The sequence below is a fragment of the Prosthecobacter sp. genome (assembly GCF_046154365.1).
GTDB lineage: Bacteria > Verrucomicrobiota > Verrucomicrobiia > Verrucomicrobiales > Verrucomicrobiaceae > Prosthecobacter.
Genome location: NZ_JBJXFV010000239.1, coordinates 1 through 26,301 on the forward strand (window position 1 = coordinate 1; position 26,301 = coordinate 26,301).

Sequence of the window (26,301 nt, forward strand, 5' to 3'; positions counted from 1 at the left end):
GAAGCGCCGAAGCCCTACATCGCGGAGCAGGTCTTCACGCAGATCCCGCTGAACAACGCGCTTGAAATGATCGCAGTGCCGGGCGCGCATCGATTCGTGGCCGTGGAGAAGGATGGCAAGATTTGGAGCTTCAAAGACTCACCCGATGCGGCAGCGAAAGACCTGCTCATCGACCTCAAGCCCGATCATGCGCCATTGCAGTATGCCTACGGCATCGCGTTTCACCCGCAGTGGCAGGAGAACGGCCTCGTCTTCATCACCTACGCCTATGGCGACAAGGTTCTGGATGGCACGAAGCTCTCGCGCTTCAAACTCACGCAGCAGGAGCCGCCGGTACTCGATCCGAAATCGGAAACCGTGCTGCTGACATGGCACAGTGGCGGTCACAACGGCGCTTCGCTGCAATTCGGGCCCGACGGCATGCTCTACATCTCCACCGGCGACGCCGAGGTGCCTTCCCCGCCCGATCCACTCAACACGGGACAGGATGTGAGCGATCTGCTCTCCTCCATCCTGCGCATCGACGTGGATCACGCAGAAAACGGCAAAGCGTATCGCATTCCGCCGGACAATCCGTTTTTGCAAACACCCAAGGCCATGCCTGAGATCTGGGCCTTCGGCTTTCGCAATCCGTGGAAGATCAGCTTCGATGCCAAGGGCCGATTGTGGTGCGGCGATGTCGGCTGGGAGCAGTGGGAGATGATTCATCTCGTGCAGCGCGGCGGCAATCACAGCTGGAGCGCCATGGAGGCCAGCCAGCCGATCAAACCCGAAACGCAACGCCCTGAACCCATCATCCCGCCCGTCGCTGCGCATCCGCATACGGAAGCCGCGAGCATCACCGGCGGCTATGTGTATCACGGCACACGCTTCCCCGAACTGCGTGACGCCTACATCTACGGCGACTACGAAACCGGCAAAATCTGGGCGCTCTGGCATGACGGCAAACAAGTCACCCGCCGCGAAGAAATCGCCGACACGCCACACAAGATCGTCACCTTCGGCCTCAGCGATGACGGTGAGCTTTATTGGATGGACTGGCAGAAAGACACGCCCATCTACCGCCTCGCCAACAATCCCGCTGTCGGCAAGCCCAGCCAGTTCCCACGCAAACTCAGCGACACCGGCCTCTTCACCGACACCGCCAAGCAAACTCCCGCCGCAGGCGTGCTGCCCTTCGAGATCGCCGAACCCATGTGGCAGGACGGTGCCACCGCGACGCGCTTTGTGGCCCTGCCCGAAGGACAAAGCATCAAAACAACTGTCAGCGGTCCGGCGGACAAACGAAACTACAAAGTCGAATGGCCCGCCGAGTCTGTTTTGGCCCGCACCATCAGCTTGAAGCAACGCATCGAAACCCAAGTGCTCCATTTCGACGGCGAAACCTGGAACGGCTATTCCTACCGCTGGAACGACCAAGGCACCGATGCCGAACTCGTCGCCAACGACGGCGAAGAACTCACCATCCAGAAGCAACCCTGGCGCATTCACGCCCGAGCCGAGTGCGCCCGCTGCCACAACAACTGGAGCGGCTTCGCTCTCGGCTTCCAGCCGGATCAACTCGTCAGCATCGGTGGCAAACAACCCGCTGAAGTGCTCGATGCTGCGTTCATGGATCGGCTCAAGAATCATCTTGTGTCGAGTCATGATGCCAAAGCCGACCTCGAACTTCGCGCCCGCTCCTGGCTCCACGCCAACTGCGCCCACTGCCATCGCCGCCACGGTGGTGGCAGCGTTGCACTCATGGTGAACGCCGATTTGCCAACGACGGAGACGATGCTGATGAATGAAAAGCCGTTGCGCGGCGAACTCGGCCTTGCCGATGCACGGGTCATCGCTCCCGGTAAACCGGAACACAGCGTGCTCGTTTCACGCATCGCCCGCATGGGACCAGCTCACATGCCGATGATCGGTGCCCGCGTAGTCGATCCACATGGATTCCGGCTGCTCTGGGATTGGATTGCGGCTGGACAGTCGTCCAAAGCTCCCGCCACCGCTCAAACACCCGGCGACGCCTTGCTGATCGCGAATGCCATCGCTCGCAACGAACTCAAACTCGATCCCGCTCTACTGAACACTCCCAACCAAGACATTACCGCCGTCTTCGAGCGCTTCCGCCCGCTGGAGCAACGCGTGAAGACCCTCGGCATGAATATCGACACAAAGAAGCTCCTCGCCATGAAGGGCGATGCCAAACGCGGGGCCGAACTCATCAGCATGACCGGCAAACTCGCCACCTGCCTCGCCTGCCACATCATCCAAGGCATCGGTCGTGATTTTGGGCCGGATTTGACGCAGGTCGGCACACGTTTGAGTCGCGAGCAGATTCTCGAGAGCCTCATGAAGCCTTCCGCCGTCATTCAGCCCACGTATCTGGCCCACAGCGTCGAATTGAAGGATGGACGCGTGCAAACCGGCTTCGTGATCGAGCGCAACGATCAAGCGCTGAAGCTCAAGCTCATCACCGGCACGACAGAGAGCTATCCGCTCACGACCGTGAAGTCGGACAAGCCGCTGCCAGCCTCCGTGATGCCGGAAGGCCTGCTGCAAACGATGACGCAGCAGGAAGCGGCGGATGTGATCGCGTATCTGGCGGGCTTAAAGTAGTTCAGTTGCGTTGCAACTGGGCTGCTCCAACGAAAAAGATGCGCGCACAAACCGCCATGATGCGTTTCACATCAACCATGCATACCACCACCGTCACCTGCCCGAGTTGTTTTCAGGAGTTCGACGTGCCTGCGCCCTCGTTCAGCGAGATTCCATGCGATGTGGACTACGACCGCGAGGTGTGCTGCCGACCGCTGCGCATTTTGTTCGAGGAGGATGACGGTGAAATCATCGGTAATGCCTACGGGCTGGGCGACAGCGGGCCGTTTGGCTGAGCTGGTGGCCAGAATGCCTGACATTCTGGCTATCCCAACCTTTCCATCGTCAGGGCCTCTCTTATGCGTTTTCGCAGAGAATGCATTTGGTTGTTTGCAAAAACAGAAGTTGTCGTTAATCTCAAAAATCCCGCTGCCAGGAGTCTGGTGGATGGGAAGTTTAGCTAAACTAGTTAACACACAAACACACATGAAAATCGCTATCCTCACCCTCATCGCGTCCGCCGCCGTCCTTAGCTCCTGCCAGCAGACCCCTCCGCCGCCGCCTCCAGCGCCGGTGATGACCGGCAAGTAAGCAATCCGCCGCCACAAGCGGCTGATTACCATCCTTACCTCAGATCATTTCATGATCCGAATTGCCACTGTTCTGCTCGCTGCGTTCTCGATGCTTTTCGCATCCTGCGCCAGCAACAAGGCAGGTGTGACGTGTGACTCCAAACCAGCCTCGTGCTGCAAGGACGGACACAAGCACTAATCTGACAGGAATCAGACCCACGCCGCCGTTCTCCACCCAACCGGGGGACGGCGGCTTCTTTTTTACTAGATGCTGGATACTGGATGCTTGATCCTGGATGGCAGCATCTCCTCAGCACTCGATGTCCAGCATCCAGCATCTAGCATCCAGCGACCAGTCTTGCCTGCTCGCACTCGAATCTTCCTGCGATGAGACCGCCGCCGCGCTCTGCACGCTGGATGGCAGGCTGATCGCCAGCCGCATCGCCTCGCAGATCGAAATCCATCGCCAGTATGGCGGCGTGGTGCCGGAGGTGGCCTCGCGCAATCACATCCTGCATGTGCGCCCGTTGGTCGAACAGGTGCTGGCAGATGCAGGCCGCACGCTGGCAGACATGGCCGCCTTTGCCGCCACCAGCGGTCCCGGCCTGGTCAGTTCGCTGCTCATCGGCACCTCAATGGCCAAGGCGCTCGCCATTGCGGAAACCAAACCATTCATCGCCGTCAATCACATGGAAGGACATCTGCTCTCGCCGTTCATGAACGACCACGGTCCGGTGCGGCCCTGCGTGGCCCTCATCGTCAGCGGCGGCCACACGATGCTGGTGCGGGTGCGTGACGTGGGCCGCTACGAATTACTCGGCCGCACGCGTGATGACGCGGCAGGCGAGGCCTTCGACAAAGTGGCCAAGATGATCGGTCTCCCCTACCCTGGCGGCCCGGAGATCGACCAACTCGCCCAGCGCGGTGATCCGACCGCCTTCACGTTTCCGCGCAGCTTTCTCGATGGCCGCAGCCTGGAGTTCAGTTTCAGCGGTCTGAAGACTGCCGTGCTCTATGAACTGCCGAAACTCGATTTGAACAGTGAGCAAGTCATCGCCGATGTCTGCGCCAGCGTGCAGGCGGCGATCATCGAAGTGCTCGTAGAAAAACTCGTGCTCGCGGCAAAACAGTGCGGCGAGACGCTCGTCACCGTCAGCGGTGGCGTGAGCTGCAATCGCGGCCTGCGCGCGGCGCTCACCGCACGCTGTGAGAAAGAAGTGCTGCAACTGCTGCTCGCACGGCCCGAGCTTTGCACCGACAATGCCGGCATGATCGCCTTCGCCGCCGTGCAACGCTTCAACCTCGGCCACATCTCGCCGCTGGAGGCGGATGTGGATCCCAACCTCTCGCTCGTTGGTGACAGCGGTTGATGGTTGGGAGTTGATGGTTGATAGCCTGAGGCTGATCAGGCCAACAACGATCCATCATTCACCCTCAACTCCGGTTTCCAGTTAACCCGCTCCTCATCATTCCCATGCGCCCGCTTCTCTTCATCCTCTGCGCATTCACTCAGCTTCATGCTGGTGACTGGCCGCAATACCTCGGCCCGCAACGCAACAGCACCGCACAAGATGAAGCGGCGATCACCGGCAGCACCGAACCTGAACTCCTCTGGAATCGCAAGCTCGGCAGCGGTCACGCTGGCCCGGTCCTCAGCCAAGGTCGGGTGATTGTGTTTCACCGCCAAGACGATGACATGACCACCGAGGCGCTCGCTGCCGCCGATGGCAAACCGCTCTGGAAACACAGCTACAAGACCAGCTACCGCGACAGCTTCGGCATGGACAACGGCCCGCGTGCCGTGCCCTGCATCGCCGAGGGCAAAGTCATCACGCATGGGCCGGAAGGCATCGTGCAGGCGCTCGATTTTGAGTCGGGCAAGCTGCTCTGGAGCTACGACACCGTCGCCGAACTCGAATCGCCACAAGGTTACTTCGGCCGTGCGTGTTCGCCGCTCGTCGCCGCTGGCAAAGTGCTGCTCAACGTCGGTGGCAAATCTGGCGCAGGCATCATCGCGCTCGATGTCGCGACGGGAAAACTCCTCTGGCAGGCCACCGATCATGAAGCGGGCTATGCCTCGCCCGTGTTGATCCCCGAAGACACCGGCGTGAGCGCCTTCTTCACCCGACGCGGCATCGTTTTGACTCAAGTGAGCGATGGCAACGTGCTGGCCGATGAATTCTTCCGCGCCGAGATCGACGCCTCCGTCAATGCTGCCGCCCCCGTGCCGTGTGGTGATGGCAAACTGCTGCTCTCCGCCGCCTACGATGTCGGCGCGGCCCTGTGGCAATGGAACAAGGCCACGCGCAAGCTGGAGAATGTGTGGAAAAAGTCTGACGTGCTCGACTGCCACTACACCACGCCCGTTTATCACGACGGTCACGTCTATGGCCTGCATGGCCGCCAGGAAAGCGGCATGACGCTGCGCTGCATCGCCGTGGCCGATGGAAAAGTCGCCTGGGAGGCCCCAGATCGCATCCAGGGCGGCACCTTGATCGCCGTCGGCGACAAACTGCTGCTGCACGCTGAATCTGGAGAACTTTTGGTTTTCAAAGCCTCTCCCAGCAAGTTTGACCTCCTGAACCGCAGCCAAATCACCCGTGCCGGCCACCGCAGCCACGACGCCTTCGCCAACGGCCTGCTGTATGCCCGCGATGCAGAGAAGATGGTCGTGGTGAAGGTGAAGTGAGTTGATCCGCCACGTCCCTATGGAGGGCTGCCGCTAATCTGATCCCGCAACTTCAGCAACAATGCCTGCTTCTCCTTCACCGCACGTTCCATGGCGAAAGAAAGCGCCTCCGCAGCCTCGTCATCGAGTTTGAATTCCTCGTGCAGGATCTTCGCGGCCCAGGCAGCATACTCGGCCAACGTGTCGCGGCCATAGAGCCTCTCATCGGCGTCGCGAAGCCGTTTGAGCGTCAGTTTTGCCAGGAAAGCCACTCGCTCGAAGGGAGGAGGCGGGACCGGTGGCCCGGTAGGCTTTCGCAAGAATAAACGTGCCAACGACAGCGGCCCCAGCGGATGCCATGGCGCTTGATTGGCGCATTCTGTGATGGTTGCCGAATCTGAATGCGCCTGCATGAGCCAACGGCCAACTGCCACGCGCACCGGCTCCTCGGTCCATGGCGAAGTGCTCCGCTCATCAGGCGGCATGCACGACCAGCGCAGAATCTGATGCTGCCACGCATGCTCTGCTATTGGTGCGGCCAACGCAAATTGCCGCACTGCCCGGCCATCTGCTTCCATCCTGGCGGCTGAGACTAGGACCGGCCGGCCACCGGCGTCAAAACTCATGCCTGCCGTGAAACGCAACAATGCGGCCCATACAGGAGCCGAAAACTCCCCTGCAGGCGTGAACCATGCCCAGTCCAGATCCCGCAACACGCCATCGAAACCGCCAACCGCCACCGAACGACCGTCCATGCTCAGGTGAAAGGCCCAGACATGCTCCAGGAGTTGGCAAATGAGCAGTTCACCATCTGAATCTACCTTCCTGCCACGCACCGTGCCATCAGTGGCGGCGGCCAGCAGCCATTGCTTGTCCGCGCTAAAACAAGCAGCGGTGGGAAAGCCGGGTGCATAGGATTTCAGCGTTTTCAATCCAGAGTCGAAAGCGAACATTTCGCGCGGTTTCTGTCCATCCATCTCGCTCATGTAAACCTTGGCCCCGGTGAACGATCCGAATGCCATCCTACTCCCAGTTGGTGTTGCTGCAAAGCACATGGTCGCGTTGAAGGCGGCCGAGGTCGCGATCTCGTGACCTGACTGTGTCTCAATGTGAAAAACCTTTGCATCCTGGAACACCAACAAGCGCTTTGAATAGTCCCCCAGGACCATCTTGTACAGCGTGCCTTTGGGGCGCTTCCAAATGATTTCTTTCCCGGTGCTCAAATCCGCCAAGCGCACTTCGGGACCATCACCACCGACGGCTAGCAGCCTGCCATCGTGACCAAATACCAGGCTGCGCACAGCTCCTGCGCTTGTGAATTGAGTCCGAACCTTGCCTGCATCCACGTCCACCATTAGCGTGATCCCGTCCGCACCGCCAAGCGCCAGAGTGCCGCCATCAGGACTGAGCGCCATCGCAGTGACGCCTGCAGCAGGTTTATAGCGCAGGAGCTCCCGCTCGCCAGCCAGATCCAGCACCCGCGCTTCCACGCCAGGCTGGTTGTTGTAGAAACTGAAGACACCAGCCCGATGCCTGTCGGCGCTGAAGGTGAACTGAGGATTGATCTCAGGCACCTCAAGGCGATGGGACTCTAGCCGTGAAGCCGACTCTAGAATGCGGATGTTGCAATTTATGTCCGGGTCGGAGGGCATATAATCAGCAAAGCTCAACCAGCGGCCATCGGGACTGAAACTGACGCTGAACGGCCAATGCAGCGAACGGATGCGATCGATTTCCTGACCTGTCTCGAGGTCAAACAGGCGGACCAGCCGGTCTCGGCTGCCAGTGGCCAGCCAGCGGGCATCGGGACTGAAGCTGACCGTGTCGGCCATTTCATCGAGCCGGAAACTCCAAACGAGCTTTCCAGAAGCGACGTCAAACACACGCGCGGTGCGGTCCCAGCTTGCAGCGGCCACCAGCCGACCGTCAGGCGAGCAAACGACCTGATTGATCCGGTGGTCAAACTTGGCCTGCCATTCCTCCATACCTGTGCTTGTAGCAAACTGGCGCAACAATCCATCTTGCCCACCCACGATGCATGAACGCCCGTCCAGATTGAAGACGAGCGAGGCCGCTGACTTTGACACCGGCGAGCGACAGATCTCCCGCCCGTCCCGTGCATCAAACACACACACGCTCTCATGCTCCCCGGCAGCCGCAAGCAAAGTGCCATCCGCGCTGAACTGCAACGCAAGCACAAGGCCGCCGAAGGTGCTGGACCAGATCGTTTCGCCTGTCGCGGCATCCATGACGTGGACCTTTTGATCCTGGCCTCCGCAAGTCAGCCAGCGGCCATCTGGACTGAAAAGCACCCGTGTAACCCGACCACCGATCATCGTCTTCCGCACCTCGCGTCCTGAGGGCAGTTCGACCACACGCACAGTACCGTCATTGCTCGACACAGCAAAACGCCCACCATCAGGACTGAAGGCGACTGAGTTCACAGCCGCGCCACCCGTGTGGGCCTCGCAAAGCACCTCGCCTGAATCGGGCCGGATGATCAAAGTGCGACCGTCAAAGGTTCCAACACCAATAAAACGTCCATCCGGGCTGAACCCATGGCAGGTGGGGAAGCGCGACAGGGGAGTGATCGCCCGCGTGCGCCAAAACTGTCCGCCCTGGCTGGTGAGCGCCTGGGTCGCGCTGAAGGCCAGCGCCAACTTGTTTTCCGGCCGGTAACTCAGCGCCCGTTCAAGCAATGCCAGGCTTTCCGCGTGGCGTCGTTCTTTCGTGGCACGCTGCGCCGCCTCGTGATCCCCCCGACTCGCCGTCCAGAGTAGTGTGTCTTGTTTGTCCCGTTCTTCGCGCACCGTTCTTTCCGCCCGTGTGGCGCGTACTGCCTGCCAAGTGCTGACCGCGATGCCGGCCAGCAACAGCACTAGCATCGCAGCGGCTGATCCCACGGCCAAGCGGTTGCGCTGCACCAGTTTGCGAAAGCGATACAACGCGCTGGGTGGACCAGCCTCGACAGGTTCGTTGTTGAGATGCCGCTCCAGATCCTCGGCGAAGGCGGCGGCGCTGCCATAGCGGCGCTCACGCTCTTTCTCCAATGCCTTGAGCGTGATCCAGTCGAGATCGCCACGCAGCGAACGTGTGAGCTTCGCCGGTTCGGTTTGTCGGGCCGTGCAGGTCTGTGTGACCGCGTCTGTGACCCGCGTCAGGCGGCTGCTGGGGCGCTTGGGCTCTGCCTCACGCACCAGCCGCAGCACTTCATCCAGCGCGGCCTTGCGTAGCGACTCGCGCGCGAGCGGCGTGTCGCCGGTGAGCAGTTCAAACAGGATGACGCCGAGTGTGTAGATGTCGCTGCGCGTATCCAGATCCTGCGTGGCTCCGGCTTGCTCGGGACTCATGTACTGCGGCGTGCCGATGACCACACCGGCCTGCGTTTGCAGCAGGCTGACCTGCAAGGCCGCCTCCGGCGAGGTGCCGAGTGCTTTGGCAATGCCGAAGTCGATGACCTTGGGCACGGGTTTGCCATCCACGTCCATGACGAGGATGTTCGACGGTTTCAAATCGCGATGCAGGATGGCCTTCTGATGTGCATGCTGCACGGCACGGCACACGGGAATGAAGAGCTCCAGCCGCTGGCGGATGGTGAACTGGTGCGCGTCGCAGTACTCAGTGATGGGTACGCCCTTCACCAACTCCATCGCGAAAAAGGGTCGCCCGCTATCGGTGGTGCCGGCATCGAGTACGGCGGCGATGTTCGGGTGATCCATCAAGGCGAGCGCCTGCCGCTCGGCCTCAAAGCGGGCGATGATCTCGCGCGAGTCCATGCCTGCCTTGATAAGTTTGAGCGCCACCTCACGCCGGATCGGCTCGCTCTGCTCCGCCCGCCAGACAGTGCCGAAGCCACCTTCACCGAGCGGCTCGATGAGCTTGTAGCGCCCGAGCATATCGTCCGGCTGCTCCAGACCTGCTGGCAGCAGTGCACGCATGTCTATGCGCACAGTGGCGTCATAATCGGCGGGCGCAGTGAGTTCGCGGGAGGCGTCAGGGGTCATCATGCAGGCTTGACGACTCTAGATCACAAGACCAACGGCGAGCGAGCATTTTTACAGAGGTCAGCCGAAGCGGAAGCAACTGCTGGATTGCTACAGTGACTCGTCTAGTCTGCGCCTCATGGCACAGATCGGCAAACGCAACTCTCTCACCGTGCTTCACAGCACGGCGCACGGCATTTATCTGGATGGCGGGGAGCATGGCGAGATCCTGATGCCCAATCGTTATATCCCAAAGGGCACGAGCCTCGGTGATGCGCTGGAAGTGTTTGTGTATCGTGATTCCGAGGACCGGCTCGTAGCGACGACGGAGCAACCGCTGGCCACCGTGGGAGAATTTGCGACGCTGGAAGTGGTGAGCGTGAACCGCAACATCGGGGCCTTCCTGAACTGGGGGCTGCTGAAGGATCTGCTACTGCCGTTTCGTGAGCAGGCGGAGCAGGTCTGGGTCGGCGACAAAGTGGTCGCTTATGTGATGCTCGATCCCAAAACGGACCGCATCATCGCCACGACGCGCTTGAACCGGCATCTGAGCCATGCCCGCCCGCCGTTCAAGCCGGCGCAGCCAGTCTCACTGCTCATCACCAGCCGCACGCCGCTGGGCTACAACGCCATCGTCGAAGGCACGCATCTGGGACTGCTGTATCACACGAATATCGGCGCACCGTTGCAAATCGGGCAAAAGCTCAATGGTTTCGTCAGCATGGTGCATCCCAGCGGCAAGATCGACCTCAGCCTTGATGCATCTGGTTATCAGCGTGTCGCATCGCTGACGGACCGGATTCTCGAAGCGTTGAAGAACAGCGGCGGCAGGCTGCCCTTCGATGACGACAGCCCGCCGGAAATCATCCGCAACACCTTTGAAGCGAGCAAAAAAGCCTTCAAGCAGGCCCTCGGTGCCCTTTACCGTCAGCGCCGCATCGAATTCACGCGTCCCGGCATCGCGCTGTTAGACATTCGTGAGGCAAAGGCCGGTGATTGGAAGCCGTCGGGGAGTTGATGGTGCATGGTTGATTGTTGATAGCATCCGAGCCTCTCAGACCATCAACTATCGACTCTCAACCATCAACCATACCTCACGGTGCCGGATACGTCTTCACCTCCGACTGTGTGCCGTCGATGAAGGTCAGTTGCAGCGCCACGAACTTCAATCCGTCCGGCGCTTTGAGGTAAGGCAGGCCATCACCGACCTGGTACGGGCCTTCACCAGGCTTCGGCGGCGAAAAAGGGAACTCCTGGTCGAGTTTCTCGCTGTCGAACGAGTAGCGGATGGATTTGAGGATGCCGCGATGCGTAAGGACACCGGTGAAATAGACATTCCCCTGCTGAATGCTCAGCCAGGAGGTGGCTGTCATGTCGAGCATCGACTTGCCGGCCTTGAGCGCGGCCTCGGCGGTGTTCAGCTTCAAAACGAAGGGGCCATTCAGCTTGTCCGTCATGTCGGTGTAGCGCACTTCGAGCGTGTGCTCGCCCGGCGCGAGCGTGGCGACCATGATCGTCTGCGACGGCATCGGCAGGCCGGTCTGTGGATTGGTCATGTTGGCAAAGCCGGTGGACTTGAACTCGCCTGCGCCATCGAGCTTGTACTCCACATTTTTGATTTTGTAGTCGGTGAAGCCCAGCGTGAGCATCCAGCCCTGGTTTGATTGATTCGCTGAAAGCGTCACGGGATTTTCCAGCACCGCCGCAGGCATTGCGGTGAGCTTGGCGAGGCGTGATTCCGCATCATCGAGCCACGCCTTCGCTTGTTTCTTGTCCATGACGAAGCGCTGGAACTTCCCAGCGCCGTCCAGTGCGCGAAATTGCTCCAGCAGCGCCTTTTCCTCGCGTTTGTCGGCCAAAGTCTGCTCGCCCAGCTTTTCCGCTGAAAACTCGCGGCTCAGCAGATGCACCGCCGGGGCGAAATCCGCGTGTTTTTCGACGCCTTGCTTCAACGCGGCGATGCGCTGCTCCTTCGGCAGCAGCAGCGCCGCCGCGATCTCCAAACTCGTGCTCGTGTTGTTCTTCCGCATGGCCGCCACGACCTCACGCGCCCCTTCCAGGCCGTCCTGCACTTTCAGCATGTCAGTGTAGGCCAGATAGGGGTCGATGAACTCGACGCCGCTGGCGAGATAGGCGTTGTAACTTTTGCGGGCGCTGGCGAAATCGCTCTTCAACTCATACAGCCGCGCATTGTGGTAATGCTCCGCCGGCGTGGCTGGATTGGCGATGATCACACCGTTCTTCCCGGCATGTTCGAACGCCGCGCTCAGGTCCTCCAGCTTCGTGAGCACCTGATCGGTCTTCGTTTCGATGCGCCCCGTCGTCGTCTTCACTTCCGCCACGTCTTGTTCGATCTTGAACAGCGACTGCTGCATCTGTTCCAGCGCCGGCACCAGCGTCGCGAGCACGCCCTTGCCCTCCTTCGCCACCAGTTGCTGCGCGCCCAGGAACAACCCCAGCACCACTGTCGAAACGATGCCGAAGGCAAAGCCCACGCTCCATGGATTGTGCTCTGTCGCCTGCTCAATCTCCTCCTGCGTGAGCTTGCCGTCTGCCAGCGCCCGCCGGAGCTGCCGCTGCCGCCCGCCAAACCACATCACACCGGCGAGCAACGTCAGCACCGCCGACCCGAGCACGAGCCAGGGCACGAAATCCCCCACCGGCGTGCCAAAGTCCGACGCCATCCCCACCACACCCGCCAGTGGTCCGCCCGCCTTTGCTGCGCGCAACATCAACGACTGATAGTTCCGGCCACAGGTGCCGCAGATGGAGGAGAAAAGTGAGGCCATGGTTTTTGGGGAGTTCAGAGTTTCGGAATCAATTTTTCGGCAGGAAATAGCCCTTGATGCACTGCGGGTTCCGCACGCAAATCTGGATGTGATCCCGATCCCGCAACCCCGCGCCGGGATACAACTCGGAGCCTTCGACAAAGAAGCCGCGCACAGTGTCGAAGGGTGGCAGCCCTTGCTCCTGCCGCCATGCATGGAGAGTTTCAAAGACCATGCAGTCCAAATAACGAGCACGAAACCCGGGGCCTCTATTTCTCTCTTCGTTCGAGCCGGACAGTTGGCAAAGCTGCTGATACCTCTGGTAGGCATCACGCACGATTTGCAGGGCCTCGGCATCGACCAAATCAAGGCAGTTACCCAAGTCCACTACGATGCCGACCACCGCAGGCGTCTTGATTCGGCCATCTTTGGCAGCTTCAAGCGCCCACTGCCAACCCCGCTCAAGGCTGTATTCCCAGATGTATTGCCCATTCCCGAGCCAGTCATAAAGATTCCGGCTTGGTGCCAGATTTATTCCGCCTGCGGCCAGTCGCTTTGCCAGCTTCAAATCACAACCGTGGTAACCAATGACCAGGGAGCGGGAGTTCATGCTGCTCAGGGGCGAATGAGTCTGCCTGTCTTCAAGTCCACCCCGACTTTGCGCAGAAATGCCCGCGCAGTTTTTCGGTCCTTCAGCACATTGGCCGTGTCACGCCGCATCATCTCGGCTTCCTTTTTCCAATCGACAGGTTGTAGGACGGGTTCGGCGTGGTTCATGCAGCGATTGTGCCATTCCGGCCAGGACTCGGCAAGCGAGAGTTCGGAGTCCTGGCTTTAGCCGGAAAAGCGCACGCGAAACCAACGGATCGATCTTCCGCCTGAAGGCGGGACTCCGAACGGATCACGGCAACGGAAACCGCTGATTAGCCGCGCTGACCTCTTTGCGAATTTCCGCCAGCACGGCGTCGTTTTCGCGATTCGTGAGCGCACGGTCGATCCAGGCGGCGATTTGGGTCATTTCGGCTTCTTTCATGCCACGAGTCGTGACGGCGGGGGTGCCGACGCGGATGCCGCCGCCGAGGGTAATCTTTTCGGTGTCGAAGGGGATGCCGTTTTTGTTCACGGTGATGGCGGCTTTGTCGAGGGTCTCGCTGGCGATTTTGCCGTTGAGGCCTTTGGGGCGGAGATCGACGAGCATGAGGTGATTGTCGGTGCCGCCGCTGACGATGCGGTAGCCGAGGGCGGCGAGCGCGGCGGCGAGGGCCTGGGCGTTTTTGACGACTTGGGCGGTGTAGTCTTTGAAGTCGGGTTTGAGGCATTCGCCGAGGCAGACGGCTTTGGCGGCGATGACGTGCATGAGCGGGCCGCCTTGCACGCCGGGGAAGACTTGGCTTTGGATCTTTTTGAAGAGGTCTTCGTGGTTGGTGAGGATCATGCCGCCACGCGGGCCGCGCAGGCTTTTGTGCGTGGTGGTGGTGACGAAGTCGGCGTGCTCCATCGGGGAAGGATGGGCTCCACCGGCGACGAGGCCGGCGATGTGGGCCATATCGACGAAGAGATACGCGCCGACGCTTTTGGCGATCTCGCTCATCTTTTTGAAGTCGATGATGCGTGGGTAGGCGCTGGCGCCGGCGGTGATCATCTTCGGTTTCTCACGCAGGGCGACTTCGGCGAGTTCGTCGTAGTTGATGCGTTCGTCGGTCTGGCTGACGCCGTATTGGCAGAACTGGTACAAGCGGCCGCTGAAGTTCGCGGGGTTGCCGTGGGTGAGATGGCCGCCGTGGGCGAGGTTCATGCCGAGGACTTTGTCGCCGGGCTGCAACACGCTGAAATAGACGGCGGCATTGGCTTGGGAGCCGGAATGGGGCTGCACGTTGGCGTATTTGGCACCAAAAAGCTCGCAGGCGCGGTCGATGGCGAGTTGCTCGACTTTATCGACCTCTTCACAGCCACCGTACCAGCGTTTACCGGGATAACCTTCGGCGTATTTGTTGGTGAGGCAGCTTCCTTGGGCAGCCATGACGGCGCGGGAGGTGAAGTTTTCGCTGGCGATGAGTTCGATGTGGTCCTGCTGGCGATGCTGCTCACCCTGGATGATCTGGGCGACGGCGGGATCGGAGGAGGCGAGGATGCTGAGGGGGTGGGCTTGGGTGTTCATTTTATCGACTCTGCGACCATGGCGGCCACCGGCGAAGGGCGTCGATAGCCAAGTATCGACGATCGCCAAGGCGGTGGCTTCAGGGGTGGTTTTGCCGGCGAGGCAGAGAATGTTGGAGGCGTTGTGCTCACGCGTGATGGCCGCGGTGGCTGGATCACTGACGAGGCTGGCCTGGATACCCGCGTGGCGGTTCGCGGCGATGCTCATGCCGATGCCGGTGGTGCAAACGAGGATGCCGCATTCGGCACGACCGTCGAGCACACGTTCGCTGACGAGTTCCGCGAAGTCCGGGTAATCCACCGAGGCTCCGTCATGCGTGCCGAGATCCTCCACCGCATATCCTTTCGCCTGCAAATGCGCCACGACGGCGTTCTTGAGGGCGAGGCCACCGTGGTCGGAGGCGATGGCGAGTTGGTGTGGCAGTGCGGTGTTGCTCATGAGTTGGGTTCGGGCTCTTTCCAGGTTTTGTCGATGTAGGCCAGCAGACTGGGCAGCATTTGTTCCAAACTGCGCAACGTCTCGTCATAGGCCGTGCGGCCCTGGCCGAAGGGGTCGCTCACATCCCTGCCGCGCAACGCATCCTCGGCGGTGAATTCGGAGACGAGATAGACTTTGTCCGCATGCTCGGGGAATTCGTCCGCGATGGCGGCGAGATGATGTGATGACATCGCAAAAACATGCGTGGCGCGATCAAGATCGGCACGTTCGAGCATGCGGCTCTGAAAATTGGCGAGATCGAGGCCGCGCTCCTTCATCAACGCCGCCGTGTGCTTGCTGGCCGGCATGCCGGGTGCGGCGGCGACACCGGCGCTGGCGACCTGGTAGTCGGCCCGATTTTTGACAAGATCACGAAACAACGCCTCGGCCATCGGGCTGCGGCAGGTGTTGCCAGTGCAGACAAAGAGTACGCTTTTCAAGATGCGGTGCGGGTTTGAATTCGACCCCGCCGGGGCGGCGGGGTGGCAGTGTGTCGCGACGCTTTGATTTGTCAAAGGGGGAGCAGATGACGCGATGAAAGGTGTTTTCGTGGAATATCGCGCTTGCCAAAGGGGTTGCTCATGGGCTTTGCTTCCGTTGGTTCATTTTCAGCGCTCAACACCCGGATGGCGGAACGATACAAAATCTATGAAAAGCTCGGCATGGGCGGCGTTGGCGCCGTCTTCCGCGCCTATGACAGCCAGTTGAAGCGCTGGGTCGCCGTGAAGCGGCTCTTGACCGCCAACGAGGCCGACGCGGACAAAAACATCGCCTCCGAACTGCGGCGTGAGGCCGATGCGCTCGCCTCCCTGCGCAACCCGAACATCGTGACCATTTTCGATGTGGCGAGCGATGACGAAGGCCTGTTCATGGTGATGGAACTGCTGCAAGGCGATGACCTGGCTGATGTGGTGAGCCGCGGCCCCTTGCCTTACGATGATTTCAAGGAGCTGGCCTCGCAATGTCTCGAAGGCCTGCTCGCCGCGCATCAGCATCACATTCTGCATCGCGACATCAAGCCGGAGAACATCAAGGTCGAGCGTCTGCCCGGCGGCCGCATGCAGTCGAAGATCATCGACTTTGGCCTTGCTCGCGCCGGCCTGCGGGCACGCAAACAGACGGAGGATCAGGAAGGCACCGTCATGGGTTCCATTTATTACATGGCCCCGGAACAGCTCACGCGTGAGCCGGTGGATGAACGTACCGACCTCTATTCACTGGGCTGTGTCTTTTATGAGGCGCTGTCAGGCAAAAAGGCCTTCGATGGCGAGTCGATGGCGCAGGTCATCGACAAGCACATTGATCATGACGTCACTCCGCTGCATGTCATCGCACCGCATGTGCCGCAGTGGCTGGGTGCGTGGTGTGCACGGCTCATGGCACAGAAGCCGGATGACCGTCCTGCCAATGCACAGCAGGCCATTGAGGAATTCCGTGCGTGGGAGAAAATGCCCACGATGGTGCCCTATGGCCCGTGGATGGGCATGTACGCGCCGCCGCCAGTGTACATGCCGCCACCGCAGCCGATGTACATACCGCCGGGCACCGGCACTGCGCCGCTGACCGGATATTATCCGCCGGCGGAAGCACCGCCTGCACCCGCTTATGCCGAGCCGGTGCTCGAGGTCATTCCAGAAACGCCGCCCGTCAGCGAAGTCGCCGCCATCACCTCGCATCTGGCCCCTGCGCCACGGCGGCCTGGAACGGGGCGCACCACAGCGGTGGGACGCAAGACTTCGAGCATCTCTGCCTCCCCGGCAGCACCTGCCATAGGCAAATTGACTCCCGCGCTGATCAAACAAATCGCCCTCATTGGAGGTGGCGCGATCGTGCTGGGCATCGGCGGCTGTTTCTTCTTCGGCGGTGATGCAAAAAAGAAGGGCGGCGGCACCGGCATCCTGTCCGGCATGGGCATTTCCAGCGATCCGCCCAAGGTCAGCTTCCAGCTCCCGCAGGACCGTTCGTATCCGCCGGCAGACCGAGGCATCGCACTTTTTTATGTCGGCAACACCGGCATCCTGACCAATCGCAAAGGCAGCGACGGCAAACTGGCCCCGGCCAACAACAACGAGGCCGTGCTCGAATGGCGTGACCTCTCCGAACGTGGTGGCGACAACATTCTGCGCAGCTTTGAAAACAGCCAGGATTACGCACCCAAACGCACCAACTGGCCCGAGGCCGCCAAAGGAGGATCTCCAAAAGCAGGACGCGTGGTGCTCGATTTCCGGCCACGCAGTGGCAAGCCCTGTGCCTTGGAACTCGACAGTCCAGGCAAGGAAAAACAAAATCTGCCCTTTGGCAGCAGCAACGTCACTGGCGGTGACAAAGGACTCACCATCGTCACCGCTTTTCAGGCTGAAGCAACACGCCTGCCCGCACGTCTGTTCACCCTCGGCAACAATGAGGGTTCCTCCGTATCGCTGCGCATCGATGACAAAAAAAACCTGGTCGCTGAAGTAAAAAACAGCGGCAGCGGCCCAAGCCTGACCTCCAGCAGTGTGAACGGCACGCTTCCATGCCTCGCCTTCATCACTTGGAATGCAACTACAGGTGCTGTCGAACTCCGTGCGCGTGATGCGGATGGCAAAACCTTCACCTCCTCTGGTGGCAAAGCCACAGCCCCCAATACGCCCCTGGACAAACTGGAGATCGGCCGCGTGAAGGACAGCAAAGGGGCAAATGTCGGCCCACAGGACCAGTTCAGCGGTTACCTCGCTGAATTCTTCGTGTATTCCGCAGCCTTGAAGCCTGACCAGTGGCAACTCATCGACAGCCGCCTGCGTGATTACTACTTTCAAAACTCCGGGCCATCACCGCTCAAACAACGCCTCAAAACCAAGCTGGAATGGATCGAACCGCGAAATACTTGGAAGTTGAGCGCCAGTCACAAAAAAGAGGATTGCTCAAAGGCGGTCGATGGCAATACCGGCAGTCGATGGACCACCGCAGAACCCATGAAAGCAGGCATGTGGTTCACTATTGAACTACCTTCTGAAACCAGTATCGCGGGCCTGGCACTCGACAGCCAAGGAAGCAACGGTGATTTTCCACGCAACTACAAAGTCGAATCCTCTTCCGATGGCACGAATTGGAATTCCACACTCGCAGAGGGCAGTGGCGGCACGCTGACCGAAATCCTTTTTAAAGCTCCTCAAAAAGTCCGCTTTTTGCGCATCACACAAAACGGAAGTTCAACTAATTTCTGGGGTATCAACGAACTGGTGCTCCTCAAGCCGTAGCGGCACACAACGCTCGGCGCAACACCAGCGCCAGTTCATCACTCAACCCTGCAGGAGCGGTCACGGCGGCATGAATCACGCCGTTGTCCGTCTCACACGGAATCACCGTGAGCACGTTCCCGGATGCCAGCGGCTGGCGGATGACCGGCGGTGCTTCACCGGCGGAACTTGCGCTCGCACGGATCGCCGCACCCCACGCCATCATGGTGGAGAGCACCAGACCTGCTTTGGCCTCGCCACCCCACAAGACCTCGCCTTCATCACTCATCACCAGCATATGACCGCCATCCTCATGCAGCACCAGACGCGCCCAGTCGGCAAACGCCGCCAGACGCTGATCACGCGAACCTTGTGGAATCTCGATGGCCGGTGTTTGCGGCAACGACACCACGGACTCAAGCACTGCCGGTGTTTCCATCGGCTCATTGGCCGGTGCTTCCACAGCATCTGACACCGCCGCCGCCACCTCGCTCTCTGCAACCGGCTCAGGCGAAGGCACGACAGCATCACTCACACGCGTCAGAATGCCCGCCGCCGTCGCCCGCTGACGGATGGCACGCAGTTTGTCGCGAATCCGGCTCAGCGGCAGTGCTGCGGCAGGATTATGCAGCGGCATGCCATGCTCACCATCGCCTTCCGCTTCATCCTCCCGGGATTCGGCCAGCATTTCCGTCGGCTCCTCCAGCTCTTTCTGCGTTTGCTGTGCCTCGGCAGGCTCCGTCTTCATCGCTTCTGTGGCAGGCACCGGCGCTGTGACCGGCTCCATCCAGTCCATGGCGGTGCCCCATGATTCAACGGCAGACATGGAGACAGCATCCGGCACCGTTTCGATTTCCACCGCCTGCGGTACTCCATCCTCACTCGGCTCCTGCGGCACAATCTGCGCCACCAGCGTCTTGATCCGGTCTGCATCAATCCAGGAGACTTGCATGGTCATGCTCCTTTTCACGTTGCTTCGACAAACCCGTGCGCTGCTCGAGTTCGGCGGCGATCTGGTCAAAAATCAGCGCCTCCGGCGGCGGATTGCGTTTTGTAAGCGCCACCGGCACGCCCAGCGCACTCGCTTCGAGAAAGGATGGCAACCGCGGGATGCTTTGCTGAAACATCAGGTTTGCCGGCAGCATCTCGCGCAGTTCACGTGCGACCTTGAGGCTCATCTCCTGCTCGCGCATCACCATCGTCAGCAAAATGCCCGCCACGCGCACGCCCGCGCCTTCCGCACGGAAGCGTGCCAGCGTCTCCAGCAGATGTGGCACGCTGCGGATCGCCAGCGGCTCCGCCTGCTGCGGCAGCACCACAAAATCGCACGCCTTCACCACCGCCTCCGTCGTGCCGTTCATTCCGGCCGCCGTGTCCATCAGCACCACATCAACCCCACGCAACTCCGCGCTGCGCAGCAGGTCTGCCAGCCGTCCCGGCACCTCATGCACCGACCAGCCCTGCCTCGCGCAGGCGTCATACTGGCCAGCGGGCACAATCTCCAGCTCCGGCAGCCGCGTCGGCACCACGATCTTGTTCAAATCGCCGCCACGGATGAGAAACTCATGAAATCCCTCCCGCGCCTTCGTGCTCTTCGCCAATGACAGCCCCACGCCGCCCTGCGGGTCGGTGTCGATCAGCAGCACACGCCAGCCCCGCCGCGCCAATGAATAGGCGAGGTTGATGCACAACGTGGTTTTCCCCACGCCCCCTTTCTGACTGGCCGTTGCAATCGCGATCACGCCGCGATGCTAGCAGCGGGATGATGATCCGCACATTCAAAGAATTTTTTGCGCACAAAATCTTTGCCATAGGAATTTGTGCTTGCCTGTTTTATCGGCCCATGTTCTGCTACTAAGCGCATGCACATGAAACATCTTCTTATTATCACCGGATTGGCAGGCTTGCTATTGGCTAGCTCCTGCGAAAAACATGATTTATTGCTGAAGGAACGAGCCGACGTGGAAGCGGCGATCAAACAAGGCAATGACGATCTACAAGCACTCGATGCCAAAATTTTCACTTTTGGTGCCAATCCCGAATCCGCACTTATTAACCTGGAGCGCTTTCATGCCGACTGGATGAAAAAAAATGCCAGCCTCGAACAGGAACTGGCCTACATCAGCAAAAAATGTTCCGATGGCGAAGATGCTTTGAAAAAAATGCGCCCGAGACTGGATTCCTATAAGGCCAAATTCGCTCGTTAACCCAAACCACCACCTTGTATGTTCGAAGAATCAAAAGCCTGGGTTTTCATTTTCATCATCAGCCTCCTAATCGGAATTGGTTACAGCGCCCACTACTTTTCGTCGGTAGATTTGGCCAATGCAGCATTGCTGGAATCAAAATCCAAACTCGCCGGCATGCATGAAGTCCTCTTTCTTAGAAGGAAGGTATGGACGGATATTGAGAAAGCCGGTCAAAAAATGCGTGATGCCATGGGTAAAAATGAAGAACTGCTCAAAGCCAAGGACATTCTCGACAAGCGCTACCGCACGGTTGACGGTGATTTGAAATATGTCGTCACTTCAATGAAGACCTCCGTGGAGAAAATGCGCAATGATGCGTCCGGCTCTGAACTGGGAGACATCACCTTGGCCAACGGCAAGGTTCTGCGCGGTGCCAAAGTTCGCAAAGTGGAGGAATCCGGCATTTCCTTGATCCACTCAGACGGCATTGGCACAGTTACGCTGGAATTACTCCCTGCGGACTTAAAGGAAAAATATGATCTTGGGCCTGAGGCACTTGCTCCCATGTTGATTGCGGCGCAGACCAGCTTTTTGGCCAAGCCATCTGCCAATGACGCCAATACAAAACCCAAAGCGACTGCAACCGCCTCTTCCGCTCCAATCGTTGAAGCTCCTGCAAAACCATCCATGGATGATACCAAGGTCAAGGCGATCAAGCTGAGGATGGCCGAACTCGATTCTCGCATTGTGACGTACACCAAATCCGTGGAGCAATATCGTGCTTCCGCACAAAACCATCAGGCACTGGCTGCAAGCGCCAAAGAACGAGGGCAACCCAGCACCCGCCACACCGAAAATGCCAATGAAGAACTATCGAAGGCATCCCAGCTTGAGCGACAAGCTGCCTCCATGATTGAAGAACGCAAAAAACTTGATGTTGAACTGGAGTACGCGAGCAAGCCTAAATAACGATCACTCCCCGCCCGCAACGACCGCATTCAGCGGCGTGTAGTGCTCGACGTAGCCGATCATCATTTCATCGAAGGTCTGCTGGCCCCAGCGCACGTTCTTGGTCGGATCAGGATTCGCTGGATTGCCGGTGCTGTTGTCATACACGGCGGTGATCTTCACCACCGTGCCGCGTGGGAGAAAGTGCGGCATGGCGTAGTCGTAACGGAGCTGCCAGTTGAAATCGTAGCGCGGGATGTCGAGCAGCGTTTCGGTCTTTCCATCGGGAAAGGTGGCCTCGAACTTGAAGGCCTTGCCACGCACATGCATGTGCGCCATCCAGGCCATCACGTTCATGTCGATGGGCAGTTTGCGCTGCGCGGTCTCGACGTGGTTCGCAGCTCCAGCGGGGATGTTGAGGCGCGCATTCGGCAGAGCCGTGGTGTGGACGACGTATTTCGGCGGCTCCTTGGCAAAGAGCAGGCCCATGCGCATCGTGTCCTGCACGACCTTGCCATTCGGCGTGTAGTGAATCTGGAAGCTCACCGTGGCACCAGCTGGCAGCTTGCGGGCAAAGCCTTCGGGATAGATCTGCTTCGTGTTTCCAGGCACATAAGCGGCCCAGTAGCCTTCGCTACCCTCCTCGCCGCCACCGCGCACCTTGCGGCCTTTTTCAAAGACGGTGACGATGACGTGATGCACCACCTGCCGCTCCGTGGGCAGGATTTCGTAGCCGCGCACCCAGCGGTCCTCGGAGAAGTCCGTGACTACCGTCACATGCTGGTAGGGCATCGTACCTTCGGCCTTGATCGAGACCGGCCGCGCCGCAGCGATGATGGCATCCGGCTTGCCAATACTCCATTCACTGGGGAACTGGCGCGGCTTCGGTGCGTCGGCCACATCGCCTGTCGGACGATCTGAGGCCAGCCAGGCGAGTAAATCGGCACGATCACGCTCCGACAACGCACGATCATTCGACCATGGCGAGTGCATCTGGCCTTCGAGCGCTGCGGCGAACCACGGCGGCATCGCGCCGCGCTCCACCTGCTTGCGAATCATGCCTGCATGCTCGATGACCGCGTCATACGAATCGAGCGCAAATGGCCCCACGCCGCCGCTGTGATGGCATTCCACGCAGTTCGCCTGCAGGATGCGGGCGATGTCGCGATGATAGGTGACGTTTGTGCTCGCGACGGTTTTCTGCGTTGGTAAATCAAGCGTACAACCTGGAGCACTGGTGGCGGCGATTTCAGCAGGTTCACCGCGCAGCATCGCGGCCACGGCATCGCGCAAGTAATGATGCGCAGGCTGCTCCTTCGAGTAGCCGAGGCCGTATTGATCATTCAAGGCACCGCGATAAACGAGCGTTCGTGCCGCATCGAGCAGGAAGACTTCTGTGGTCGTCGTGGCACTCAAGGCCTGCGACAACTTGGCGTCGGCATCGCTAACCACCTTCGAGGTCAGTTGATGGTTACTGATGAATTTCGTGATCTCCTCGTTCTTCTGCCCCGGCGGCGCATTCACCAGCAGCATGCCCACGCCCTGCTCCTTCAAATCCTTTTCCAGTCGCGCCATCTCCGGTGCCAGCTTGCCGCTGATCGGGCAACTGGCGCTGAACATCACCAGTACGAGGCCGTTTTTGCCCACAGCGGCACTGAGCTTGATTTCTTTGCCATCCAACGTCTTCAACGCGATGTCCGCCACCATGCGGCCCACACCATGCTCGCTGCCTTTGAGGAATTGCGGTGCATCTTTGAACGAGGGATCTTCATTCGCCGGCGTGATCGGGCTGGCAGGAGCATTGCTGCCGCCAGCATCACGTTTGCGCAGACTAGCGAGTGCCTTCGTGGCTTCATCGAGCATCACGCTGCCGTCTTTGTCCGTGTCGAGCCCGGTGAACCAGCGTTTGTTGTTGAGTTCGTCCTCGGTGAGCTTGCCATCGGCATTTTTATCGAGGCGCTTGAACAGAGCACCCGTGTCCGCTCCTTCACCGATGAGATTTTTGGCTTTTCGCACCGCTTGCAGCGCTTCTTCACGCAGGAGCTTGCCATCCTTGTTCAAATCGAGCTGTGGGAGGTAACTGGCACCATTCATCTCGTCGCCGCTGATGATGCCGTCGCTGTTTTTGTCGAAGGCCTTGAATTTCTCATCAAATTCCGTGAGCTGCGCCTGCGCCCGCAGGCCGATGACGGAACCAGCCAGCGCAGCGCTGCCGAGGAGAATGAAGAGAACTTTTTTCATGGGCGGAAGATGGGAACACGATGTGTGGCGGGAAGTTTCCGGCTGTATGACAGGATCATCCAGTGAAAATCACACCTGCGCGATTGACGCCGCCCCGTCAGTCCGTTTGAATCGGCCTGATGAACAACCGCATCCTCTCCCTCCTGTCCGTCATGGCCCTCGCCGGCAGCGCCGCTGCCGAAGTCGCCTATGAATTCGCCCCGAACTTCATCACCCCGCCCCCCGGCAAGGAAACCATCGGCAACGGCCACGGCGAGATCGCCGTGGACTCCGCTGGCAACATCTACGTGAGCGTTCAAGAAGCCAACGCTGGCATCCAAGTCTATGGCAAGGACGGCAAGTTCATCAAAGCGCTGCCGCTGCCACCCACGCTCCACGGCTTCGTGATCCGCAAATACGGCGATGGCGAGCACCTGTACGCCGCCGTGCTCGGCGAGCAAAAGGTCGTCAAATATAACCTCGACGGCACCGTCGTCATGACCATCCCGACCAGCGAATTCCCCGCCGACAAAGTTGGCAAAGGCCTCAAGCTGACCAACTGCGATGTGGCACCAAACGGTGACATCTATGTCGTCGATGGCTACGGCCAGAGCTTCATCTTCGTGTTCAGTGCCGAAGGCAAGTTCAAGAGCGTCTTCGGCGGTCCTGGCGAGCCGCTCAAGCTCGCCAACGCGCACAAGATCTTCATCGACCGCCGCTTTGAACCCGCACGCGTCATGATCTGCGACCGCGGCCACAAGCGCATGCTGCACACCCAGCTCGATGGCACCTTCATCGGCGAGATCGCCACCGAGATGCGCAATCCCTCCTCCGCCAGCTTCCATGGCGACCTGATGTGCGTGGCCGAAATCGCCGGAAACGTCAGCGTCTGGGACAAGGACAACAAACGCGTCGCCGATCTCGGCACGAGCCCCAAGCCAACCAACACACCTGGCATTGAACCCAAAGACTGGCAGCAGGGCGTTGTGACGAGCCCGCACGGCATCACCTTCGACAACGACGGCAACATCCTCGAAACCGAGTGGAACAAGTGGGGCCGTGTGTTGAGGTGGAACCTCAAGAAATGACGAAACCCGAATTTCCGAATGACGAATTGCCGATGACCCAGTCGATCCGCTCCTTCGTCATTCGGATATCTTCATTCGTCATTCTTGCCGCCCCCCTGTGTGTTTTCGGGCATGGGGCGGAGTTTTTGAGCGCGAAGCTCACGCTGCTGCCGGATGCCGAGGTGCTGCTGGAAGTCACCGCCGATTACGGTGGCAATCCGCTCATCGCGGATGAGGCCATCGCGAAGGAGGCGTTGATTGATCCTGTGCGGTTGAGGCGCAACGAATCGCTTGTGCCATTGGCGGCACTCTCAGACGTCAACATCACGCAACACGACAACTGGGCGGAATTCGCGCCCGCTGCGTATCTGCCCGCCGACACAGAGGCCCAACCCCACACCTTGATCACCGCTGCGTGGCGCTGGCGTAGCGAATCGCCCGAGATTGTCTTCGAGATGACGAAAGGCAAGTTGCACGACGTGCTGCTCTGGACGCGCGATCAAACCAACCCCGACGCGCCACCGAAGTGGATGCTGCTGCTCGCGGGCGACAGATCAAAGGCCATCGCCGTCCACTGGCTGCCGTGGTGGCGGCGCTGGCAGGCGGTGATGGCCTCGTCGGCACTGATTCTCGTGCTCGGTTACTTCGTCTCGCGGAACTTCACATTGCGCCAGCGCACGCTGTAGGGACCGGTGCCGGTCTTGATGCCATGCACCTGGAAGCCGATGTAGCCTTCGGGATCGCCGGGCTGGGTGAAATCCGCCGTGGGCACTCCGTTCACGAAGCTCTGGTAGTGATCGCCCTTCACCACGATGCGGTAATGGTTCCACTCGCCCTTTTTGAAGGCGGCTTTCGCTGCATCGGTGCGCACCGCCTCGGTCTTGGTGAGAATGCTCCACCAGGTGCCGCGACGGGCCTCATCGTAAAAATTGCCAGCGGAGCCATCGATCGCGATCTCGCACTGCGGACCGTAGAGACGCCCGGCAGGCAGCTTGCCTTTGGCCCCCTCGGGAACCGGATCGCCTTCTTTGGCGATGTGACTGCGCACCTGCACGCCGGAGTTCAACGCATCATCCACGTTCACCTCAAACTCGAGTTCAAAGTCCTTGAACGGACCGATGGCAAGGAAGGTATTCGGGCTGCCCTCGACCGTGGTGCCTGTCAGCACGCCGTTCTCGACTTTGTAGGTGGCCTTGCCGCTGATGATCTGGCCGCCCTGCAGCGAACCATCGGCAAACCAGTTCTGCCAGCCGCCTTCTTGGGCCTGAAGATTGAAAAATGCAGCACCCAGCAGGGCCACGGCGGTGATGGAGAGCGGGAGGAGTCGTTTCATAGGATTGGGCCGTTTGGAACGTGCCTCGGCGACAGTTTCCATCGCCAACAGCCAGATGTTTAATAAAACTTAAATAAATCAGGGGTTTTTATGGGGTAAAAACCCCAAATAAAT

20 protein-coding genes are annotated in these 26,301 nt (G+C 59.8%); 10 read left to right on the top strand and 10 right to left on the bottom strand.

The genetic code is table 11. The annotated features are described in order from the left end of the window. The 4 genes from ACKVY0_RS29965 to ACKVY0_RS29980 form a co-directional block, all read left to right on the top strand. A partial coding sequence (locus ACKVY0_RS29965; RefSeq protein WP_409218564.1) for a PQQ-dependent sugar dehydrogenase occupies window positions 1-2,607 on the top strand: 2,607 nt, incomplete at its 5' end. 77 nt (window positions 2,608-2,684) lie between these two features. After that, entirely contained in the window at window positions 2,685-2,882 is a 198-nt protein-coding gene (locus tag ACKVY0_RS29970) for a hypothetical protein (RefSeq protein ID WP_409218565.1), read from the top strand. Between the two features lie 572 nt (window positions 2,883-3,454). Then, window positions 3,455-4,528 carry a tRNA (adenosine(37)-N6)-threonylcarbamoyltransferase complex transferase subunit TsaD gene (tsaD, locus tag ACKVY0_RS29975; protein WP_409218566.1) on the top strand — a complete coding sequence of 358 codons (1,074 nt, stop codon included), beginning with the start codon at window positions 3,455-3,457 and terminating at the stop codon, window positions 4,526-4,528. 104 nt (window positions 4,529-4,632) lie between these two features. Continuing rightward, a complete protein-coding gene (locus ACKVY0_RS29980) occupies window positions 4,633-5,847 on the top strand; it encodes a PQQ-binding-like beta-propeller repeat protein (protein WP_409218567.1) in 1,215 nt (404 codons plus the stop codon). A gap of 17 nt (window positions 5,848-5,864) precedes the next feature. Here ACKVY0_RS29980 and ACKVY0_RS29985 read toward each other — a convergent pair whose 3' ends face one another. Next, on the bottom strand, window positions 5,865-9,833 hold the full coding sequence (locus tag ACKVY0_RS29985) for a protein kinase domain-containing protein (RefSeq protein ID WP_409218568.1): 3,969 nt from the start codon (window positions 9,831-9,833) through the stop codon (window positions 5,865-5,867). Between the two features lie 115 nt (window positions 9,834-9,948). Here ACKVY0_RS29985 and ACKVY0_RS29990 point away from each other — a divergent pair, with 115 nt between their 5' ends. Then, on the top strand, window positions 9,949-10,827 hold the full coding sequence (locus tag ACKVY0_RS29990; RefSeq protein ID WP_409218569.1) for a S1 RNA-binding domain-containing protein: 879 nt from the start codon (window positions 9,949-9,951) through the stop codon (window positions 10,825-10,827). A 76-nt stretch (window positions 10,828-10,903) separates the two neighbouring features. On the opposite strand, the gene ACKVY0_RS29995 is transcribed toward ACKVY0_RS29990, so the two are convergent. The 5 genes from ACKVY0_RS29995 to ACKVY0_RS30015 form a co-directional block, all read right to left on the bottom strand. After that, window positions 10,904-12,598 (bottom strand): hypothetical protein, encoded by a 1,695-nt coding sequence (locus ACKVY0_RS29995; protein WP_409218570.1) that lies wholly within the window; start codon window positions 12,596-12,598, stop codon window positions 10,904-10,906. Between the two features lie 28 nt (window positions 12,599-12,626). Continuing rightward, window positions 12,627-13,187, bottom strand: coding sequence for a hypothetical protein (locus tag ACKVY0_RS30000; protein ID WP_409218571.1), 561 nt, complete (start codon window positions 13,185-13,187; stop codon window positions 12,627-12,629). A gap of 5 nt (window positions 13,188-13,192) precedes the next feature. After that, the gene (locus ACKVY0_RS30005; RefSeq protein WP_409218572.1) at window positions 13,193-13,354 is read right to left on the bottom strand and encodes a hypothetical protein; all 162 of its coding nucleotides are present in this window, start codon (window positions 13,352-13,354) and stop codon (window positions 13,193-13,195) included. A 124-nt stretch (window positions 13,355-13,478) separates the two neighbouring features. After that, window positions 13,479-15,173, bottom strand: a complete 1,695-nt coding sequence (gene rpiB / locus ACKVY0_RS30010) for a ribose 5-phosphate isomerase B (RefSeq protein WP_409218573.1) — start codon at window positions 15,171-15,173, stop codon at window positions 13,479-13,481. Next, on the bottom strand, window positions 15,170-15,652 hold the full coding sequence (locus ACKVY0_RS30015) for a low molecular weight protein arginine phosphatase (protein WP_409218574.1): 483 nt from the start codon (window positions 15,650-15,652) through the stop codon (window positions 15,170-15,172). The genes rpiB and ACKVY0_RS30015 overlap by 4 nt, the downstream gene beginning before the upstream one ends. A 186-nt stretch (window positions 15,653-15,838) precedes the next feature. Between ACKVY0_RS30015 and ACKVY0_RS30020 the strand changes: the two genes are divergently transcribed. Continuing rightward, window positions 15,839-18,451, top strand: a complete 2,613-nt coding sequence (locus tag ACKVY0_RS30020) for a protein kinase domain-containing protein (protein WP_409218575.1) — start codon at window positions 15,839-15,841, stop codon at window positions 18,449-18,451. On the opposite strand, the gene ACKVY0_RS30025 is transcribed toward ACKVY0_RS30020, so the two are convergent. Both ACKVY0_RS30025 and ACKVY0_RS30030 read right to left on the bottom strand, forming a co-directional pair. Beyond that, the gene (locus ACKVY0_RS30025) at window positions 18,441-19,382 is read right to left on the bottom strand and encodes a hypothetical protein (protein WP_409218576.1); all 942 of its coding nucleotides are present in this window, start codon (window positions 19,380-19,382) and stop codon (window positions 18,441-18,443) included. The genes ACKVY0_RS30020 and ACKVY0_RS30025 overlap by 11 nt on opposite strands. Beyond that, a complete protein-coding gene (locus ACKVY0_RS30030; RefSeq protein WP_409218577.1) occupies window positions 19,363-20,172 on the bottom strand; it encodes a ParA family protein in 810 nt (269 codons plus the stop codon). The genes ACKVY0_RS30025 and ACKVY0_RS30030 overlap by 20 nt, the downstream gene beginning before the upstream one ends. A gap of 126 nt (window positions 20,173-20,298) precedes the next feature. Between ACKVY0_RS30030 and ACKVY0_RS30035 the strand changes: the two genes are divergently transcribed. Further along, window positions 20,299-20,637, top strand: coding sequence for a hypothetical protein (locus ACKVY0_RS30035; RefSeq protein WP_409218578.1), 339 nt, complete (start codon window positions 20,299-20,301; stop codon window positions 20,635-20,637). An 18-nt stretch (window positions 20,638-20,655) separates the two neighbouring features. Next, window positions 20,656-21,588: a hypothetical protein gene (locus tag ACKVY0_RS30040; RefSeq protein ID WP_409218579.1), complete on the top strand. Its 933-nt coding sequence runs from the start codon at window positions 20,656-20,658 to the stop codon at window positions 21,586-21,588. 3 nt (window positions 21,589-21,591) lie between these two features. On the opposite strand, the gene ACKVY0_RS30045 is transcribed toward ACKVY0_RS30040, so the two are convergent. Next, window positions 21,592-23,808 (bottom strand): redoxin domain-containing protein, encoded by a 2,217-nt coding sequence (locus ACKVY0_RS30045; RefSeq protein WP_409218580.1) that lies wholly within the window; start codon window positions 23,806-23,808, stop codon window positions 21,592-21,594. 119 nt (window positions 23,809-23,927) lie between these two features. On the opposite strand from ACKVY0_RS30045, the gene ACKVY0_RS30050 reads away from it, so the two are divergent. Together ACKVY0_RS30050 and ACKVY0_RS30055 are read left to right on the top strand one after the other, a co-directional pair. Continuing rightward, window positions 23,928-24,875, top strand: a complete 948-nt coding sequence (locus ACKVY0_RS30050; protein WP_409218581.1) for a 6-bladed beta-propeller — start codon at window positions 23,928-23,930, stop codon at window positions 24,873-24,875. Continuing rightward, window positions 24,872-25,540, top strand: a complete 669-nt coding sequence (locus ACKVY0_RS30055; RefSeq protein ID WP_409218582.1) for a hypothetical protein — start codon at window positions 24,872-24,874, stop codon at window positions 25,538-25,540. The genes ACKVY0_RS30050 and ACKVY0_RS30055 overlap by 4 nt, the downstream gene beginning before the upstream one ends. Here the strand turns inward: ACKVY0_RS30055 and ACKVY0_RS30060 are convergent. Then, window positions 25,495-26,187: a DUF1080 domain-containing protein gene (locus ACKVY0_RS30060; RefSeq protein WP_409218583.1), complete on the bottom strand. Its 693-nt coding sequence runs from the start codon at window positions 26,185-26,187 to the stop codon at window positions 25,495-25,497. The two genes, ACKVY0_RS30055 and ACKVY0_RS30060, sit on opposite strands and share 46 nt — an antisense overlap. Window positions 26,188-26,301: the final 114 nt, after the last annotated feature.

Excerpts from the sequence above, each read along its gene's own strand:
- ACKVY0_RS30005 (WP_409218572.1), bottom strand. The coding sequence starts at position 13,354 with ATGAACCACGCCGAACCCGTCCTACAACCTGTCGATTGGAAAAAGGAA.
- ACKVY0_RS30040 (WP_409218579.1), top strand. The coding sequence starts at position 20,656 with ATGTTCGAAGAATCAAAAGCCTGGGTTTTCATTTTCATCATCAGCCTC.
- ACKVY0_RS30050 (WP_409218581.1), top strand. The coding sequence starts at position 23,928 with ATGAACAACCGCATCCTCTCCCTCCTGTCCGTCATGGCCCTCGCCGGC.
- ACKVY0_RS30025 (WP_409218576.1), bottom strand. The coding sequence starts at position 19,382 with ATGCAAGTCTCCTGGATTGATGCAGACCGGATCAAGACGCTGGTGGCG.
- ACKVY0_RS30035 (WP_409218578.1), top strand. The coding sequence starts at position 20,299 with ATGAAACATCTTCTTATTATCACCGGATTGGCAGGCTTGCTATTGGCT.
- ACKVY0_RS30020 (WP_409218575.1), top strand. The coding sequence starts at position 15,839 with ATGGCGGAACGATACAAAATCTATGAAAAGCTCGGCATGGGCGGCGTT.
- ACKVY0_RS29985 (WP_409218568.1), bottom strand. The coding sequence starts at position 9,833 with ATGATGACCCCTGACGCCTCCCGCGAACTCACTGCGCCCGCCGATTAT.
- ACKVY0_RS30045 (WP_409218580.1), bottom strand. The coding sequence starts at position 23,808 with ATGAAAAAAGTTCTCTTCATTCTCCTCGGCAGCGCTGCGCTGGCTGGT.
- ACKVY0_RS29990 (WP_409218569.1), top strand. The coding sequence starts at position 9,949 with ATGGCACAGATCGGCAAACGCAACTCTCTCACCGTGCTTCACAGCACG.
- ACKVY0_RS29980 (WP_409218567.1), top strand. The coding sequence starts at position 4,633 with ATGCGCCCGCTTCTCTTCATCCTCTGCGCATTCACTCAGCTTCATGCT.
- rpiB (WP_409218573.1), bottom strand. The coding sequence starts at position 15,173 with ATGAGCAACACCGCACTGCCACACCAACTCGCCATCGCCTCCGACCAC.
- ACKVY0_RS29995 (WP_409218570.1), bottom strand. The coding sequence starts at position 12,598 with ATGGCCTCACTTTTCTCCTCCATCTGCGGCACCTGTGGCCGGAACTAT.
- ACKVY0_RS30055 (WP_409218582.1), top strand. The coding sequence starts at position 24,872 with ATGACGAAACCCGAATTTCCGAATGACGAATTGCCGATGACCCAGTCG.
- ACKVY0_RS30000 (WP_409218571.1), bottom strand. The coding sequence starts at position 13,187 with ATGAACTCCCGCTCCCTGGTCATTGGTTACCACGGTTGTGATTTGAAG.
- tsaD (WP_409218566.1), top strand. The coding sequence starts at position 3,455 with ATGGCAGCATCTCCTCAGCACTCGATGTCCAGCATCCAGCATCTAGCA.
- ACKVY0_RS29970 (WP_409218565.1), top strand. The coding sequence starts at position 2,685 with ATGCATACCACCACCGTCACCTGCCCGAGTTGTTTTCAGGAGTTCGAC.
- ACKVY0_RS30060 (WP_409218583.1), bottom strand. The coding sequence starts at position 26,187 with ATGAAACGACTCCTCCCGCTCTCCATCACCGCCGTGGCCCTGCTGGGT.